The sequence below is a fragment of the Bradyrhizobium sp. Kon10 genome, from assembly GCF_055807395.1.
Genome location: NZ_JBVVOZ010000013.1, coordinates 169,312 through 185,237, shown reverse-complemented (window position 1 = coordinate 185,237; position 15,926 = coordinate 169,312). Strand labels below are relative to the sequence as shown.

The following is a 15,926-nucleotide window of genomic DNA, read 5'->3' as shown; positions in this document are numbered from 1 at the left end:
TCAGATGCTTAACGCGCGTGCCGTGTGAACCACGTATGACAGGAACGCCCGCTCCAGCGCAGAAGCTGTCCTTGTCAAGGCCTGCACAAGTTGCTGTTTTTGCCTTAAATGAGCTACATCATGCCTAGCGATCGGCGCCGTCTTGGGCGCAGCGGTCGCGCCCGACCAGTCAATGCCTGACCGGTTTGGTCTTGCCCCCCGCCGGGAGGATGAATGCACGGAATGCTGCCCGCGCTGAAACGCGGTTTCAAGAGATGGATCGGTTGGCGCCGGGTCGGAATCGCGGCGAGCGTCATGATCATCGCCTTCGCGGTCACGACGCTGCTGCGAACCCTCAAGGGCATCGATACTGGCGTCATCCTGACGGCGCTGACCGATATCCCCCGCGGCAATATCGGGCTGGCCGCGATGTGCGTGTTCTTCGCGTTTTGTACGCTGACCTTCTACGACTTTTTTGCACTGCGAACGATCGGCAAGAAGCACGTACCGTACCGCATCGCGGCGCTGTCCAGTTTCACGTCGTATTCGATCGGCCACAACATCGGCGCCACCGTGTTCACCGGCGGCGCGATCCGCTTCCGAATCTATTCGGACTACGGGCTGAACGCGATCGACGTCGCCAAGATCTGCTTCCTCTCCGGCCTGACCTTCTGGCTCGGTAACATCTTCGTGCTGTCGATCGGCATGGTCATCCATCCGGATGCGGCCTCCTACATGGATCAGCTCCCGTCGCCGATCAACCGGCTGATCGCACTCGGCGGCCTCGCCTCGATCGCCGCTTATCTGGTCTGGCTCTGCACGGGCGAGAAGCGACGCGAACTCGGCCAAAAGGGCTGGAAAGTGGTGCTGCCGTCAGCACCGCTGACCTTGGTGCAGATCCTGATCGGCGTGGTCGATCTCGGCTTCTGCGCGATGGCGATGTACCTGCTGGTACCCGCCAGTCCGCCGATGGACTTCCTGTCGCTCGCCGTGGTGTTCATCCTGGCAACCCTGCTGGGCTTCGCCAGCCATGCTCCCGGCAGCCTTGGTGTGTTCGACGCCGCCATGCTGGTGGCGCTACCCGAATTCGGCCGCGAGCAGTTGCTCGCCACCCTCCTGGTCTTCCGCATCCTCTATTTCGTGATCCCGTTCGGTCTGGCCATCTCCATCATGGGCACGCGCGAGCTGTGGATGAACGTGGTCGAGCCCTGGCAGGAGCGCCGGCGGCTGGCGGAGGCCTGCGCGCAGGCCAACCTGCCCAACCAGGTGACGCCGATGGAGCGCGAGCGGGCGCTGCGCCAAGCCAGCAAACGGTGATGCCAACAACCGGGTAAGGCGGGCGGTCCGCGCGACCGCCGGACAAAGGTTGCGCCCGGAGCAGCAATCCTCTCTTATTTCCGCCTCAACTTTGCCGTTGAAGACGCGGGCCATGATCCCTGTATCTCTTCGTACCCTCTCCGCTTGCGTCCTGCTGTTTGCCGGGATCTTGAGCTTTTCGCCGCTCCAGCGCGTTGCCGCGCAGGATACCGGCGCCATGCAGATCAATTGGGAGGTGCGCAACCGCTTCCGCCTGTTCCGCGAAGAGCGCGACTTCCTGCTGCATGTCGAGAATGCGCGTAACCGCAGCATTCTCGCCGCCGAGCAGTCGCTGGAGCTCCAGAGCGAGGGCCGCGGCTGGGCCCGCAACATGGTCAACCGGCTCTGCATCGACCTCCAGGGCCGGGTCAACCAGCCCTGCACCCGCGACAACGTCAAAGAGAACTACATCACGCCGCTCGACCACCCCGTCACCGTGCGCCTGACCGGCGCGGTGCCGGTCGGGGCTATCTGCGCCTGGTCCTTCGACGACGGCGACGGGCCGCAAACCTCGACCTTCGACTGCGCAGAGCCGGTCAATCTGCGCGTCCGCTACGGCAAGCAGACGGTCGCGAGCGTCGATGTCTCCTCCGGCTCTGATCTGACCCAGCGCGTGCAGACCGAGATCCAGGTCCGCGACATCTTCATCGCCGGTCTGGGCGACAGCATCGCCTCGGGCGAAGGCAATCCGGACCGGCCATTGGCGCTCTCCGACGAAGGTTTCTGCTTCCGCTCCTATCTCGGCGCCGCCGGCGCGCAGTACTACCGGCCGAGCCGTGCCGGCTTCAAGGGGGGCCGCGCCTGCGAGGCGCCGGATACGCTTGCGAACTGGCAGCGCTACGGCGCGCTCTGGTTCAACTCGCCCTGCCATCGCTCGCTGTACAGTTACCAGGCCCGCACCGCGCTGGCGCTCGCGGTGCGCTACAGCCACATCGCAGTGACCTATCTGCCGCTCGCCTGCACCGGCGCCAGCATCAGCGACGGACTGCTCGGCTCGCAGCGCGCCCGGGAATGCCCGCCCGGCAAGACCGGCACCTGCCAGACCAGCGTGAACGCCCAGATCGCGGAGTTGCGCGAGGCGCTCACCGCGGCGAAGAAACGTCAGCCGGATCGCACGCTCGACCTGGTGCTGCTTTCGGTCGGCGCGAACGACGTCTATTTCTCGGGCCTTGTCGCCGACGTCATCGTCGACACCCCGACCGAGCGCGCGCTGTTCCGCCGCTCCGGCGTGATGGCGAGCGTCGACGAATCCCGCGACGCGCTGGCGCGCGAGCTGCCGCAGAATTTCGTCAAGCTGCGCGAGGCGCTGAAGCCGCTGGTCGGCGGCGACCTCTCGCACGTGGTCTATGTCTCCTACGCCAATCCGGCGCTGGCGGATGGCGGCGTACCCTGCCGCGGCGGGCGTGGCGGCTTCGACATCCATCCCGCGTTCAATGCGGATCCGCAGCGGCTCGCGCGCGTCTCGACCTTCGTCGATACCGAGTTCCTGCCGCAATTGAAGGGGCTCGCCACCTGCTCCAACGGTGCGCTGTGCCGCGACCCCGAAGCTGATCGCATGACCTTCGTCGATACGCATCAGGCCGCGTTCGCTGATCACGGCTTCTGCGCCCATGCCGGAAACGATCCCGAGTTCGACCGCACCTGCTTTGCCGAAAACGGCCAGAGCTTCAATCCGGATATCGTCGCGGCGGCGAGCCAGCCGATGCTGTGCGGCCGCAGCGCCTCGGAATACCGTGCCTATTTGCCGCGCGCGCGCTGGATCCGCGACGCCAATGACAGCTATTTTGCCGCGATGACCTATCCGCAGGGCTTGCCGGCGGCGAGCCAGCCGACCGATATCCACGATGCGACCTGGGGCGTGCTCTCGGCCGTCTATGGCGGCGCCGTGCACCCCACCGCCGAAGGCCACGCCGCGATGGCCGATGCCACGCTGCCCGCCGCAAGCGCCGTGCTCGGCCTCGATGCGGTGCCTCCGGGTGTCACGCGCGGACTATTGCCGCAACTGCTGCCGAGCGTGCAGCAGTAGAACCCAGAACGAGCTCTCGCCATATCCGTCATTGCGAGCGCAGCGAAGCAATCCAGAGTCCCTCAGCGGCGGCAGACTGGATTGCTTCGCTACGCTCGCGATGCCGGAATTGAAGCTCGGGCCATATCACTCGCGATTTCCAGCAGCGTTCCCAAAAGCTGCCGTTCCATCAATTCAAAAACAGCATCAATCGATACTCCCTTCAACTTGGACAGTTTCCTGCGCGCGCCTCTAGGAGTCGTGGTGAGGAAACGTTTCAAGTTTTAAGGAGGCGCCTGATGAGCGCAGTTGTGTCCGCAGCGGACGTGAGAAGGTCTCGCGTCAGGCTGTTCATTGTGACCATGCTGTTCCTGGTCACGACGGTCAATTATGCCGATCGCGCCACGCTCTCGATCGCGGGCCCCGCGCTTTCCAAGGAACTCCATCTCGACCCCGTCGCGATGGGCTACATTTTTTCGGCCTTCGGCTGGTCCTATGTGATCGCGCAGGTGCCAGGCGGCTGGCTGCTCGATCGCTACGGCTCGCGGCTCGTCTATGCCTTCTCCATCATCGTCTGGTCGCTGTTCACGACGCTTCAAGGCTGGGTCGGCTTCTTCAGCGCGGGGACCGCGATCACCGTCCTGTTCGGGCTGCGCTTCCTGGTGGGCATCGCCGAAGCGCCCTCCTTCCCCGCCAATGCCCGTATCGTGGCGGCCTGGTTTCCCGGCAATGAGCGCGGCACTGCGTCCGCCTTCTTCAATTCCGGGCAATATTTCGCGACCGTGATCTTCGCGCCGTTGATGGGCTGGATCGCGCACGATTATGGCTGGCGCTATGTGTTCTTCGTGATGGGCGCCCTCGGCGTCATCATGGGCATGGCCTGGATCAAGACCGTCTATGCGCCGAAGGAGCATCCCGGCGTCAACGAGGCCGAGTTCGACTACATCAAGGAAGGCGGCGCGCTGGTCGATCTCGACTCCCCGAAGAACGATTCGAAGAACGAGCGCGCAGCCGCGACCGGTCCCCGTTGGGACCACATCCGCCAGCTTCTCTCGAACCGCATGATGCTCGGTGTCTATCTCGGCCAGTACTGCATCAACACGCTGACCTATTTCTTCCTGACCTGGTTTCCGGTCTACCTCGTGAAGGAGCGCGGCCTTTCGATCCTGCAAGCCGGCTTCGTTGCGACCCTGCCGGCGCTGTGCGGCTTCATCGGCGGCGTGCTCGGCGGTGTCATCTCCGATGCCATCCTGCGCAAGACGGGCTCGCTGACCATGGCGCGCAAGATCCCGATCGTCGGCGGCATGCTGCTGTCGATGTCGATCATCGCCTGCAACTATGTGGACGGCCAGGCGCTGGTGGTCGGCTTCATGGCGCTCGCCTTCTTCGGCAAGGGCATTGGCGCGCTCGGCTGGGCCGTCGTCTCCGATACCTCGCCGAAGGAAGCCGGCGGCGTCTCCGGCGGCCTGTTCAACACTTTCGGCAATCTGTCCTCGATCTCGACCCCGATTGTGATCGGCTACATCCTGGCTGCGACCGGCTCCTTCAATGGCGCGCTGGTGTTCGTCGGCGCCAATGCGCTGGTGGCGGCCTTCGCCTATCTCGTGATCGTCGGAAAGATCGAGCGGGTCGTGCTCACGCGTTCCTCCTGAGCGCTCCGGTGATCCGGAGCGGGACCAGGCAACTTGCGGCGGCCCCTGTGGGCCGCCGTCTTTGTTTTGGGGATGATCGATGCTAGAAGTGCCCGGGAAACGCCTTATCCATCCAAGGCATGTATCGATGTTCGACCTCAACCAGCTCCGCTGTTTCGTCACGGTGGCGGAGGAACTGCATTTCGGCCGCGCCGCCGCGCGGCTGAACATGACCCAGCCACCGCTGTCCCGGCAGATCCAGGTGCTCGAGCATATCATCGACGCACCGCTGCTGGAGCGGACCAGCCGCTCGGTGCGCCTGACGCCTGCCGGGCGCAGCTTCCTGCCGGAGGCGAGGCGAATCCTGAAGCTTGCGGAAAGCGCCTCCCAGGTGGCCCGCCGCATTGCGCTCGGCAAGACCGGTTCGGTGAAGATCGGTTTCACGGCCGCCGCCGCCTACGGCTTCCTCCCCGAGCTCGTGGCGGCCTGCCGCGCCAAGCTGCCTGAGGTGGATTTCTCGCTCAAGGAAATGGTCTCCGGCGACCAGTTCGAGGCGCTGACCTCGGGCCAGATCGATGCAGGCCTGTTGCGGCCGCCGATCGCGCGCCCGGAAATCGCCAGCCGCCGCGTCGTCGCCGAGCCGCTGCTCGCCGCGATCCCGAAAAAGCATCCGCTGGCGAATGCCGAAACCATCACCATCAAGGATTTCGACGGCCAGCCCTTCGTGATGTATTCGCCCTATGAGAGCCGCTACTTCCACGACCTGCTGGTGGCGCTGTTCACCCGCGCCGACATCTTGCCGCGCTATGTGCAGCATTTGAGCCAGATCCACTCCATCCTTGCCATGGTGCGCGCCGGCCTTGGCCTCGCCATCGTGCCGGCCGCGGCTGCAGGCCTGAAAATCTCCGACGTCCGCCTGCGCCCATTGAAGCTGCGGACCCGCGTCCCCGTCGAATTGTTCATGGTCTGGCGCCGTGACGACGAGAATCCTTTGCTCGCCGCGCTGGTGAAGATCGCGAGCGAATTATCCTCGGCGGAGGTGCTGGAGGATTGATGCTGATTTCGCATCGGTCGATATAGGCTTTGGCTTGGACGCGCATGGAACGGGCTCTTAAACACCTGGGCATGGACGCCGCCTGATTTGCGTCCCCGACAAACACGACAGAAGGGAGCAGCGCCCAAATGAGCAAGATGACCCCGCAGGAAATGGCCCAAAAGATCGGATCCGGCCTCCTGTCCTTCCCCGTCACGCCGTTCAAGGCTGACTACTCCTTTGACGAGACGACTTACCGCGCCAACATGGATTGGCTGTGCGGCTACGACGTCGCAGGCCTGTTCGCCGCCGGCGGCACCGGCGAGTTCTTCTCGCTGACCCCGACCGAGGTTCCGCACATCGTCAAGATCGCCGTCGACGAGACCAAGGGCCGCGTGCCCGTGCTGGCTGGCACCGGCTACGGCACCGCGATCGCGCGCGAGATCGCGATCGGCGCCGAGAAGGCCGGCGCCGACGGCCTCTTGTTGCTGCCGCCCTATCTCACTCATTCCGAACAGGACGGCCTCGCCGCCCACATCGAGGCGGTCTGCGCCTCCGTGAAGATCGGCGTCATCGTCTATAATCGCGATAACGCGATCCTCCAGCCCGACACGCTGGCGCGCCTGGCCGAACGCTGCCCGAACCTCGTTGGCTACAAGGACGGCATCGGCGACATCGAGCTGATGACCCGCGTCTACACCAAGCTCGGCGATCGCCTCACTTATATCGGCGGCCTGCCGACCGCGGAGACCTTTGCGCTGCCCTATCTCGACATGGGCGTGACGACCTACTCCTCGGCCGTGTTCAACTTCGTTCCGGAATTCGCCACCAACTTCTACGCCGCCGTGCGCAAGCGCGATCATGCGACCATCCACGCCGGTCTGAAGGATTTCATCCTGCCGCTGATCGCGATCCGCAACCGCAAGAAGGGTTATGCGGTCTCGATCATCAAGGCCGGCATGAAGGTGATCGGCCGCGATTCCGGCCCGGTCCGCCCGCCGCTGACCGATCTCACCGAGCAGGAGATCGCGGAAGTGGCTGCGCTGGTGCAACACCTGCCGGCCATCTCCTCGACACAACAGGCCGCAGAATAACAGTAGACAACGGGGAGGAGCGTACGATGACCCGGACCGACATCTCCGGCGCGCCACTCGCCGGCGCACCAATCGTCACATCGATGCAGGTGATCCCGGTCGCGGGCCGCGACAGCATGCTCCTCAATTTGAGCGGCGCGCACGCGCCGTTCTTCACCCGCAACATCGTCATTCTCACCGACAATGCCGGGCACACCGGGGTCGGCGAGGTGCCGGGCGGCGAGAGGATCTGGCAGACGCTCCAGGACGCCCGCGATCTCGTGATTGGCAAGACCGTCGGCGCGCTCAACAACATCCTCGCCGACATCCGCACGGCCTTCGCCGACCGCGATGCCGGCGGCCGCGGCAAGCAGACTTTCGATCTCCGCGTCATGATCCACGCCGTCACGGCCGTGGAGTCGGCGCTGCTCGACCTGCTCGGGCAGCATCTTGATCTGCCCGTCGCGGCCTTGCTCGGCGAAGGCCAGCAGCGCAAGAGCGTCGAGACGCTCGGCTATCTCTTCTTCGTCGGCGACATCAGCAAATCAAAGCTCGACTACGTCAACGGCGAGACCGGCAAGCCCGACTGGTTCAACCTCCGCCACCAGGAGGCGATGACGCCGGCGACGGTGGTGCGGCTCGCCGAAGCCACCCAGGATCATTACGGCTTCGCCGATTTCAAGCTGAAGGGCGGCGTACTCCGCGGCGAGCAGGAGATCGAGGCGGTCACGGCAATCGCAAAGCGGTTTCCCAACGCGCGCGTCACGCTGGACCCGAACGGCGCATGGTCGCTCGACGAGGCGATCCGGCTCTGCAAGGACATGCACGGCATCCTCGCCTATGCTGAGGATCCCTGCGGCGCCGAGGCCGGATTCTCCGGCCGCGAGATCATGGCCGAGTTCCGCCGCGCCACGGGTCTTCCGACCGCGACCAATATGATCGCGACCGACTGGCGGCAGCTCTCCCATGCGCTGCGCCTGGGCGCGGTGGACATTCCGCTGGCCGACCCCCATTTCTGGACCATGCAAGGCTCGGTGCGCGTGGCCCAGACCTGCCGTGACAACGGCCTGACCTGGGGCTCGCATTCCAACAACCATTTTGACATCTCGCTTGCCATGTTCACGCATGTGGGTGCCGCTGCGCCGGGCAAGGTCACCGCGATCGACACCCACTGGATCTGGCAAGACGGCCAGGCGTTGACCAGGGAGCCGCTCCAGATCAAGGGCGGCAAGATCATGGTGCCGGACAGACCCGGCCTCGGCATCGAAATCGACCGCGCCGCCATCGAGGCCGCTCATGAGCTCTACAAGCAGCATGGACTCGGTGCCCGCGATGACGCTATTGCCATGCAGGACCTGATCCCCGGCTGGACCTTCGACGACAAGCGTCCCTGCCTCGTGCGTTAAGAAACCTTCCCTGGAGGAAAAAGATGACAGCGATCCTGAAAAACTTCATCGGCGGCGAATGGGTCGATGGCTCCGGAATCACCAAGAACATCAACCCCTCCAATACGGGTGACGTGGTAGGCGAATACGCCAAGGCCGACAAGGCCCAGACCGAGAAGGCGATCGCCGCGGCCAAGGCCGCCTTCCCCGCCTGGGCGCGCTCGACCCCGCAGGAGCGCTTTGACGCGCTGAACAAGATCTCGCTCGAAATCCTCGCCCGCAAGGAAGAGCTCGGGCGTCTGCTCGCCCGCGAGGAAGGCAAGACCCTGCCCGAAGGCATCGGCGAGGTCGGACGTGCCGGCCAGATCTTTGCGTACTTCGCCGGCGAGGCGCTGCGCCTGATGGGCGAAAAGGGCGCCTCCGTCCGTCCCGGGCTGGACGTCGAGCTCACCCGCGAGCCGATGGGCGTTGTCGGCATGATTACGCCCTGGAATTTCCCGATTGCGATCCCGGCCTGGAAGATCGCGCCCGCGCTCTGCTACGGCAACACTGTGGTGTTCAAGCCGGCTGAGCTGGTGCCGGGCTCGGGCCATGCACTGTCGGAGATCATCAGTCGCTCCGGCATTCCCGCCGGCGTGTTCAATCTCGTGGTCGGCTCCGGCTCGGTGGTCGGTCAGACCTTGCTCGAACATCCCGACGTCGCGGCGATCACCTTCACGGGCTCGGTGCAGACCGGCCGCAAGATCGCGCAGGCCTGCGTGACCTCGAGCAACATGAAGAAATTCCAGCTCGAGATGGGCGGCAAGAATCCGCTGGTCGTACTCGACGACGCCGACCTCAAGACCGCCGTCGAGGTCGCCGTCAACGGCGCCTATTTCTCGACCGGCCAGCGCTGCACCGCCTCCTCGCGCCTGATCGTCACCGAAGGCATTCACGACCGCTTCATCGCGGCGATGACCGAGCGCCTGAAAGGCCTGTCGGTGGACGACGCACTCAAGGCCGGCGTGCATATCGGTCCCGTGGTCGACCAGAGCCAGCTCGACCAGGACCTGCGCTACATCAAGATCGGCCAGGACGAGGGCGCCAAGCTCGCCTGGGGCGGCGAACTGCTCAAGCGCGAGACGCCCGGCTTCTACCTCCAGCCGGCGCTGTTCACGGAAGCCAACAACAACATGCGGATCGCGCGCGAAGAAATCTTCGGGCCGGTGGCGACCGTCATTCGCGCCAAGAACTACGACGAGGCGCTCGCGATCTCCAACGACACCGAGTTCGGCCTCGCTTCCGGCATCTGCACCACCAGCCTGAAATACGCCTCGCATTACAAGCGCAACAGCGAGTCCGGCATGGTGATGGTCAATCTGCCGACCGCCGGCGTCGACTATCACGTGCCGTTCGGCGGCCGCAAGGGTTCGAGCTACGGCGCCCGCGAGCAGGGCTCCTACGCACGCGAGTTCTACACCACGGTGAAGACGGCCTACACCTTCCCCGGCTAACCAAGGGGAAGATATCGCAGGGTGGGCAAAGCGAAGCGAGCTACCCTACGTTCGGTGTGAAGCATGGTGGGCACGGCGCGTTGCGCCTTTGCCCACCCTACGGCGTCGGTTTCTGAGGCAAAGCAGATGGACCAGTCAGTCGCAGCGAAAGAGCAGCCCCGCTACATCAAGCTCAACGAGCGCGACAACGTCGCGATCGTGGTCAATGATTTCGGGCTTCCCGCCGGCTCGCGCTTCGCCTGCGGGCTGAGCTTGCGCGCCTTCGTCCCGCAAGGGCACAAGACGGCGCTGGTCGACATCGCGCAAGATCAGCCGATCGTCCGCTATGGCGAGGTGATCGGCTATGCGCTCGCCCCGATCCTCGCCGGCGAATGGGTCGACGAAGCCCGCATCCGCATGCCGGAGGCCCCTGCCCTCGACAAGCTCGAGATCTCCACGGCCGTGCCCGCACCGCTGCCGCCGCTCGAGGGTTTCACGTTCGAGGGCTTTCGCAACTCCGACGGCTCGGTCGGCACCAAGAACATCCTCGGCATCTCCTCCTCCGTGCAATGCGTCAAGGGCACGATGGAATATGCGGTGAAGCGCATCCGCGCCGAGTTGCTGCCGAAATATCCGAACGTCGACGATGTCGTGCCGCTGACGCATGCCTATGGCTGTGGCGTCGCGATCAACGCGCCCGATGCGGTGATTCCGATCCGCACGCTGCAAAACATCGCGCTCAACCCGAATTTCGGCGGCGAGATTCTGGTCATCAGCCTGGGATGCGAAAAGCTCGCGCCGGAGCGGCTGGTACCGGAAGGCGTCAGCGATGCCATCGTGCGGATGCAGGACGAGGCGTTCGACGGCTTTGGCGCCATCGTTGACGCGATCATGACCCAGGCCGAGGCGCGGCTGAAGATCCTCGACAAGCGCACCCGCGAGACCTGCCCAGCCTCCGATCTCGTGATCGGCCTGCAATGCGGCGGCAGCGACGCCTTCTCCGGTGTCACCGCGAACCCCGCCGTCGGCTTCGCCGCCGACTTGCTGGTGCGCGCCGGTGCCACCGTGATGTTCTCCGAAGTGACGGAAGTGCGCGACGCGATCCAGCTCCTGACGCGACGCGCCATCAACGAGGACGTCGGCCGCGCGCTGGTGCGCGAGATGGCCTGGTACGATTCCTATCTCGCCCGCGGCGGCGCCGACCGCAGCGCCAACACCACGCCCGGCAACAAGAAGGGCGGCTTGGCGAATATCGTCGAAAAATCATTGGGCTCGATCGTCAAGTCCGGCTCGAGCGCGATCACCGGGGTGCTCTCGCCCGGCGAGAAGGCGACGCAGAAGGGCATGCTGTTTGCGGCGACGCCTGCGTCCGACTTCATCTGCGGGACGCTTCAGCTCGCCTCCGGCATGACGCTGCAAGTGTTCACCACCGGCCGCGGCACGCCCTACGGCCTGGCGGCGGCGCCGGTGATCAAGGTCGCGACCCGCAGCGAACTCGCGCGGCGCTGGAAGGACCTGATCGATTTCGATGCCGGCCATATCGCGACTGGTGAGAAGACCATCGAGGAAACCGGCTGGGACCTGTTCCGTCTGATCCTCGACGTCGCCTCTGGCCGCACCAAGCCGTGGTCGGACCGCTGGGGCATCCACAACGATCTCACGCTGTTCAATCCGGCGCCGGTAACCTGAGCGCGGGCAGCTTAAGCGCGGAGAGCCAGGCTCGTTGGATTGACACGCCGTCGTTCCGACGCGGCAGCGCCGCGAACCCGGAATGACGCGCAAGTCCTAGGTCATGCTGCCCGGCATGAAGCAGCGCACGTGCGGGTGACCATCGATATAGTGCTTCCAGACCATGGTGCGGCCGATCTTGTTCGGCTCGGCGATCACGGCGCCGTCGGGCACGATGACCCACTCCTCGTCAAGGTGCACGCGGTAGTGCCCCTGATCGGACTCCCAATCGACGTCGGCCACGATATAGCCGTCGGCATCCGAGCAGCACTGCCCGTATTCGCTGCGCAGGCCCTGAAACCAGGGCTTTAAGGGGGAGTTGGCGTAGCGACCGTCGTCTCGCGCGAGCGCCGATGTCGCCAGCACCAGCATCAGCCCCAGCAAACTGGCCGCACACGGTCTTGCAGGTCTCATGTCGTCTTCCCGCGGATCGAGGACACCGCCGCGAGGGACAGCCAACGCCGTTCGCGCCCCGCGCAATGGCGGCAGGCGTGGACATAGCGACTCATTCCCCCAGCGGCTTTGACGAACGCTATGCAAATCCGGCGCCAACGCACATTCCGGGGAACTACTGCCGCGACAGCGCGGCGCGAGCCACACACTCGGCCGTTGTCGCCCGCACGAGCGGCGCTCCAGTATTCCGGAGAAGGCGGCGAGGATTCGCAGAAGCCGCGGCGTGCTGGATTCCCCGCCTTTGCGGGGAATGACAGCGGCGTGGAGTGCCCCTACTGCCTCGCGGCCGGCGCCATCATCATCGCGCCGCCCTTCTTCGCCGACGGCGCGGGCGGCGGCTTGGTGGCGGCGGCCTGTGCGGGCAAATATTTCGCGACGATGGCGGGATCGACCTGGGCGATGTTGGCGTCGGGCAGCCGCGTCCACGTCTCGTCCTTGCCGAACAGGGAGATGCCCAGGAAGCCGCGCATGGTCAGCGTCTGGCCGTCCGGGCTCACCGTCATCTTGGCTTTCCAGATGTTGCCGTCGCGCGGATTGACCACATTGCCGCCGTCATACTTCAATCCGTCGCGCTTCATGTCGCGGATGAAAGAAAGGCCGAGCACCGGTGCGTTCTTGCGATCGTCGGTGCATTTCGCGCAGACCTCGTTCGGATCGTCGCCGGGACGCGGAAAGGTTTTCGCGATCACGCCTTCGAATACGCCGTTGTGGTCGATGAAGAGGAACCATCCGACCGTTTTGCCGTCTTCCACCTTCTGCCAGAGGCCTGCGGCGGTCGGCTGGGCCGGCGCTTGCGCCGCGGCCGGGTTCGTCGCACCGAGCGACAGCGCGAGCGCGAGAAACGGAAGCAGCCGAATGCCGGTAAAGAGAGTCCGCATTATGATCACCCTGCTGAGCCAACGACCTTGCTAGCCAAGACTGAATGGCCGGACACTACGGCGATTTCGCGAACGATTCCAGCACCCGAAACATGGGGCGTGCCCTCTCGCTCCCGCGGCGGTTAGTTGACACCAAGCTTCTTTTGCAGGCTGGACGACGAGGTCGTGTACTGGAACACCAACCGCTTCTCCGGATAGACGTAGCGGTGGGCTTTTTGCGACATCAGCGCGCCTTCGTGGAAGCCGCACAGGATCAGCTTGATCTTGCCTGGATAGGTGTTGATGTCGCCGATCGCGAAGATGCCGGGCACGTTGGTCTCGAACGCTGACGTCTCGACAGGCACCAGATTATTTTCGAGCGCGATGCCCCAGTTCGCGACCGGACCGAGCTTCATTGTCAGTCCGAAGAACGGCAGCATGGCATCGCAGGCGACCTCGGTGATCGCGTTGTCGTTGCCCTTGACGGTGGCGCCGGCCAGCTTGCCATCGGCGCCGGAGAGCGCAGTGACCTGGCCTATCCGGAGATCCATCTTGCCGGCCGCGACCAGCGCACGCATCTGCTCGACACTGTGGGGAGCCGCGCGAAAATCGTCGCGCCGATGCAGGAGCGTGATGCGCTTGGCGAGCGGATGCAGATTGAGCGTCCAGTCGAGCGCGGAATCGCCGCCGCCGACGACCAGCACGTTCTTGTCGCGGAAAATCTCCATCTTGCGCACCGCGTAGTGCACCGAGCTTCCTTCATAGGCCTCGATGCCGGGCACCGGCGGGCGCTTGGGCTGGAACGAGCCGCCGCCGGCCGCGATCACCACCACCTTGCACTCGAACACCTTGCCCGTGTCCGTGGTGCAGCGAAACAGGGGATCGCCGATCTTCTCCACGGTTTCGACCATCTCGCCGAGATGGAAGGTCGGGTGGAACGGCTTGATCTGCTCCATCAGCGCATCGGTGAGGCCCTGGCCGGAGACCTGCGGAATGCCGGGAATGTCGTAGATCGGTTTTTCCGGATAGAGCTCGGCACACTGACCGCCGACCTTGTCGAGGATGTCGATGAAATGCACCTTCATGTCGAGAAGGCCAAGCTCGAAGGCGGCGAACAGACCGCAGGGGCCGGCGCCAATAATCAGCACATCGGTTTTGATCACGTCGCTCATCTCGTCTCTTTATCGGTCATTATCGGTTGGACGGCGCCCGGCGGGCAGAGGTGACCCTGCCTGTCTAACCAACGGGGATGGATCAGGGAAGGCATAAAAGCAGGAGCGCCCCGCAACCGCCCCCACTTGCCCGCTCAAAACAACTGGGATGTAAGGTGGATGGATATGACGGAGATCAATCGGTGAACGCACCAAGCCGCCTCGATACGACGCCGCGCCTGGAGGACTTTCCGTTTCGCCTCAGCGACAACGTCCGCTTCGGCGACCTCGACCCCAACCAGCACGTCAACAACGCGGTCTACGCCACCTATTTCGAGACCGGCCGCGTCACGCTGATGAAGCTTCCCGAATACGGGCTGACCCCGCCGGGCCTCGCCTGGATCATGGTGCGGCTCGACATGCATTTCCGCGCCGAGCTGCGCTGGCCGGGCACGATCGAGCTCGGCCTCGGGGTGGTGAAGCTGGGACGAACGTCCGTGACCTTCGAGCAGGTCGTGTTTTCGGAAGGCAAATGCATCGCGTCGGCGGTTTCGGTCGGCGTCATGCTCGACGAAGCGACACGGCGGCCCGCGCCGCTCACCGCAGAGGTGATCGAGAAACTGAGACCCTGGCACAAGCGCGGCCTCGAGGTCGCGCCGCCAGCCGCATAGAACGGAAGAGAGGCGTGCTCAGGCCTGACGTTCCGGCGTCGACACCACGAGCCCGTCGAGCTCGTCGCTCACCTTGATCTGGCAGGACAGCCGCGAGTTCGGGCGCACGTCGAAGCCGAAGTCGAGCATGTCCTCTTCCATCGGCGTCGGGCTGCCCACCTTCTCGCGCCAGGCTTCGTCGACATAGACATGGCAGGTCGCGCAGGCGCAGGCGCCGCCGCATTCGGCTTCGATGCCGGGAATGCTGTTGCGGATGGCGGCTTCCATCACGGTCGCGCCGTTCTCGACGTCCACCGTACGGGTTTCGCCCTTGTGATCGACAAAGTGAATTTTGGCCATGTGTGCTCGTGCTGCCGCGATCTTGGGAAAAAGGAGGGTCCGGGCTGTCCTATAACGGGTCGGTCAGGCCGGCGCTAGTGCGCAAGCCATCCGTACACGGCGGGTCGCCGGCCTAATGCTTCAGGATGGCGGCGATCGCGGCGCGGACCTCGGCCACCGCCTCTTTCAGCGCGGCGAAGGCATGGGGCCGGTTGTGGCCGGTCCGGATCGCGGTCTCGAGGCTTGCGGCCGCATCGGCGACTGCAAAGGCGCCGATCCCGCGCGCCGAGCCCTTGAGCTTGTGCGCGAGCGCGCCGGTCTCGGCCGGCAGTGCCGTCATCGCCGCAAGCAGGCGGACCGCCTGCTCGGCGAACATCGCAAGCACTTCCTGTTCCAGCTCGGTGTCGCCAAGCGTCATGCGCGAGAGGTGGTCGAAATCGAGCGGGCGGTCGATGGGCGCAAGCGGGGGCGAAGGCATCCAGTCCATCCGTTGCAGTTCAGGCGTCATGGCGCGGGCCCCGGCATCGCGGATGTCCGCCGGTCCGGCGGTGAGCTTTGGCCTCACCCAAGCATGGAAATGGTTAACGAAGCGTTGGGGCGGTTTTACTCAATTCCGCCGGTTTATTGACGAAAAGTTGCCGCAATCCGCCGAGTTCGGTGGAAAATTTCATTCAGGGCTAAGGCGTTACGGCCCGATCCTGTTAACGATGATTAAGATTGTCTTAATCGCAGCCATTTCATTCGCGACGCTCTGCCAATAGGATGTTGGAGAAATTGGCGGACAAGCCGTCCGGGTGGGGACGGCTCGGAGATC

At 64.6% G+C, this 15,926-nt stretch carries 15 protein-coding genes; 10 read left to right on the top strand and 5 right to left on the bottom strand.

Going from position 1 to position 15,926, the window contains the following annotated elements; genetic code table 11:
* Nucleotides 1-213 precede the first annotated feature (213 nt).
* From AC0L2O_RS19910 to garD, 8 genes are all read left to right on the top strand, one after another.
* Nucleotides 214-1,296 (top strand): lysylphosphatidylglycerol synthase transmembrane domain-containing protein, encoded by a 1,083-nt coding sequence (locus AC0L2O_RS19910; RefSeq protein ID WP_473370890.1) that lies wholly within the window; start codon nt 214-216, stop codon nt 1,294-1,296.
* A gap of 112 nt (nt 1,297-1,408) precedes the next feature.
* Complete coding sequence (locus AC0L2O_RS19905; protein WP_473370889.1) at nt 1,409-3,361, top strand: SGNH/GDSL hydrolase family protein; 1,953 nt, start codon at nt 1,409-1,411, stop codon at nt 3,359-3,361.
* Between the two features lie 278 nt (nt 3,362-3,639).
* Nucleotides 3,640-4,992, top strand: coding sequence for an MFS transporter (locus tag AC0L2O_RS19900; RefSeq protein ID WP_409188056.1), 1,353 nt, complete (start codon nt 3,640-3,642; stop codon nt 4,990-4,992).
* 127 nt (nt 4,993-5,119) lie between these two features.
* Nucleotides 5,120-6,025, top strand: a complete 906-nt coding sequence (locus tag AC0L2O_RS19895) for a LysR family transcriptional regulator (RefSeq protein WP_369722632.1) — start codon at nt 5,120-5,122, stop codon at nt 6,023-6,025.
* 128 nt (nt 6,026-6,153) lie between these two features.
* The gene (gene kdgD / locus AC0L2O_RS19890; RefSeq protein WP_473370888.1) at nt 6,154-7,098 is read left to right on the top strand and encodes a 5-dehydro-4-deoxyglucarate dehydratase; all 945 of its coding nucleotides are present in this window, start codon (nt 6,154-6,156) and stop codon (nt 7,096-7,098) included.
* A 26-nt stretch (nt 7,099-7,124) separates the two neighbouring features.
* Nucleotides 7,125-8,483 (top strand): glucarate dehydratase, encoded by a 1,359-nt coding sequence (gene gudD, locus AC0L2O_RS19885; RefSeq protein WP_473370887.1) that lies wholly within the window; start codon nt 7,125-7,127, stop codon nt 8,481-8,483.
* A 23-nt stretch (nt 8,484-8,506) separates the two neighbouring features.
* Complete coding sequence (locus AC0L2O_RS19880; RefSeq protein ID WP_473370886.1) at nt 8,507-9,955, top strand: aldehyde dehydrogenase family protein; 1,449 nt, start codon at nt 8,507-8,509, stop codon at nt 9,953-9,955.
* A 126-nt stretch (nt 9,956-10,081) separates the two neighbouring features.
* The gene (gene garD, locus AC0L2O_RS19875) at nt 10,082-11,623 is read left to right on the top strand and encodes a galactarate dehydratase (RefSeq protein WP_473370885.1); all 1,542 of its coding nucleotides are present in this window, start codon (nt 10,082-10,084) and stop codon (nt 11,621-11,623) included.
* Nucleotides 11,624-11,719: 96 nt separating this feature from the next.
* On the opposite strand, the gene AC0L2O_RS19870 is transcribed toward garD, so the two are convergent.
* The 3 genes from AC0L2O_RS19870 to AC0L2O_RS19860 all read right to left on the bottom strand — a co-directional run bounded on the left by AC0L2O_RS19870 (nt 11,720) and on the right by AC0L2O_RS19860 (nt 14,144).
* Nucleotides 11,720-12,076: a hypothetical protein gene (locus tag AC0L2O_RS19870; protein WP_369722627.1), complete on the bottom strand. Its 357-nt coding sequence runs from the start codon at nt 12,074-12,076 to the stop codon at nt 11,720-11,722.
* A 311-nt stretch (nt 12,077-12,387) separates the two neighbouring features.
* Nucleotides 12,388-12,993: a DUF2147 domain-containing protein gene (locus AC0L2O_RS19865; protein ID WP_473370884.1), complete on the bottom strand. Its 606-nt coding sequence runs from the start codon at nt 12,991-12,993 to the stop codon at nt 12,388-12,390.
* 122 nt (nt 12,994-13,115) lie between these two features.
* Nucleotides 13,116-14,144: an NAD(P)/FAD-dependent oxidoreductase gene (locus AC0L2O_RS19860; RefSeq protein ID WP_369722625.1), complete on the bottom strand. Its 1,029-nt coding sequence runs from the start codon at nt 14,142-14,144 to the stop codon at nt 13,116-13,118.
* Between the two features lie 182 nt (nt 14,145-14,326).
* Here AC0L2O_RS19860 and AC0L2O_RS19855 point away from each other — a divergent pair, with 182 nt between their 5' ends.
* Nucleotides 14,327-14,794 carry an acyl-CoA thioesterase gene (locus AC0L2O_RS19855; RefSeq protein ID WP_409188052.1) on the top strand — a complete coding sequence of 156 codons (468 nt, stop codon included), beginning with the start codon at nt 14,327-14,329 and terminating at the stop codon, nt 14,792-14,794.
* An 18-nt stretch (nt 14,795-14,812) separates the two neighbouring features.
* On the opposite strand, the gene AC0L2O_RS19850 is transcribed toward AC0L2O_RS19855, so the two are convergent.
* Nucleotides 14,813-15,133: a 2Fe-2S iron-sulfur cluster-binding protein gene (locus tag AC0L2O_RS19850; protein ID WP_237864982.1), complete on the bottom strand. Its 321-nt coding sequence runs from the start codon at nt 15,131-15,133 to the stop codon at nt 14,813-14,815.
* 112 nt (nt 15,134-15,245) lie between these two features.
* Nucleotides 15,246-15,590: an Hpt domain-containing protein gene (locus AC0L2O_RS19845; RefSeq protein ID WP_473370883.1), complete on the bottom strand. Its 345-nt coding sequence runs from the start codon at nt 15,588-15,590 to the stop codon at nt 15,246-15,248.
* 52 nt (nt 15,591-15,642) lie between these two features.
* Here AC0L2O_RS19845 and AC0L2O_RS19840 point away from each other — a divergent pair, with 52 nt between their 5' ends.
* Nucleotides 15,643-15,873: a hypothetical protein gene (locus tag AC0L2O_RS19840; RefSeq protein WP_409188050.1), complete on the top strand. Its 231-nt coding sequence runs from the start codon at nt 15,643-15,645 to the stop codon at nt 15,871-15,873.
* The last annotated feature ends 53 nt before the right edge of the window (nt 15,874-15,926 follow it).

Excerpts from the sequence above, each read along its gene's own strand:
- AC0L2O_RS19910 (WP_473370890.1), top strand. The coding sequence starts at position 214 with ATGCACGGAATGCTGCCCGCGCTGAAACGCGGTTTCAAGAGATGGATC.
- AC0L2O_RS19905 (WP_473370889.1), top strand. The coding sequence starts at position 1,409 with ATGATCCCTGTATCTCTTCGTACCCTCTCCGCTTGCGTCCTGCTGTTT.
- AC0L2O_RS19900 (WP_409188056.1), top strand. The coding sequence starts at position 3,640 with ATGAGCGCAGTTGTGTCCGCAGCGGACGTGAGAAGGTCTCGCGTCAGG.
- AC0L2O_RS19895 (WP_369722632.1), top strand. The coding sequence starts at position 5,120 with ATGTTCGACCTCAACCAGCTCCGCTGTTTCGTCACGGTGGCGGAGGAA.
- kdgD (WP_473370888.1), top strand. The coding sequence starts at position 6,154 with ATGAGCAAGATGACCCCGCAGGAAATGGCCCAAAAGATCGGATCCGGC.
- gudD (WP_473370887.1), top strand. The coding sequence starts at position 7,125 with ATGACCCGGACCGACATCTCCGGCGCGCCACTCGCCGGCGCACCAATC.
- AC0L2O_RS19880 (WP_473370886.1), top strand. The coding sequence starts at position 8,507 with ATGACAGCGATCCTGAAAAACTTCATCGGCGGCGAATGGGTCGATGGC.
- garD (WP_473370885.1), top strand. The coding sequence starts at position 10,082 with ATGGACCAGTCAGTCGCAGCGAAAGAGCAGCCCCGCTACATCAAGCTC.
- AC0L2O_RS19870 (WP_369722627.1), bottom strand. The coding sequence starts at position 12,076 with ATGAGACCTGCAAGACCGTGTGCGGCCAGTTTGCTGGGGCTGATGCTG.
- AC0L2O_RS19865 (WP_473370884.1), bottom strand. The coding sequence starts at position 12,993 with ATGCGGACTCTCTTTACCGGCATTCGGCTGCTTCCGTTTCTCGCGCTC.
- AC0L2O_RS19860 (WP_369722625.1), bottom strand. The coding sequence starts at position 14,144 with ATGAGCGACGTGATCAAAACCGATGTGCTGATTATTGGCGCCGGCCCC.
- AC0L2O_RS19850 (WP_237864982.1), bottom strand. The coding sequence starts at position 15,133 with ATGGCCAAAATTCACTTTGTCGATCACAAGGGCGAAACCCGTACGGTG.
- AC0L2O_RS19845 (WP_473370883.1), bottom strand. The coding sequence starts at position 15,590 with ATGCCTTCGCCCCCGCTTGCGCCCATCGACCGCCCGCTCGATTTCGAC.
- AC0L2O_RS19840 (WP_409188050.1), top strand. The coding sequence starts at position 15,643 with ATGTCCGCCGGTCCGGCGGTGAGCTTTGGCCTCACCCAAGCATGGAAA.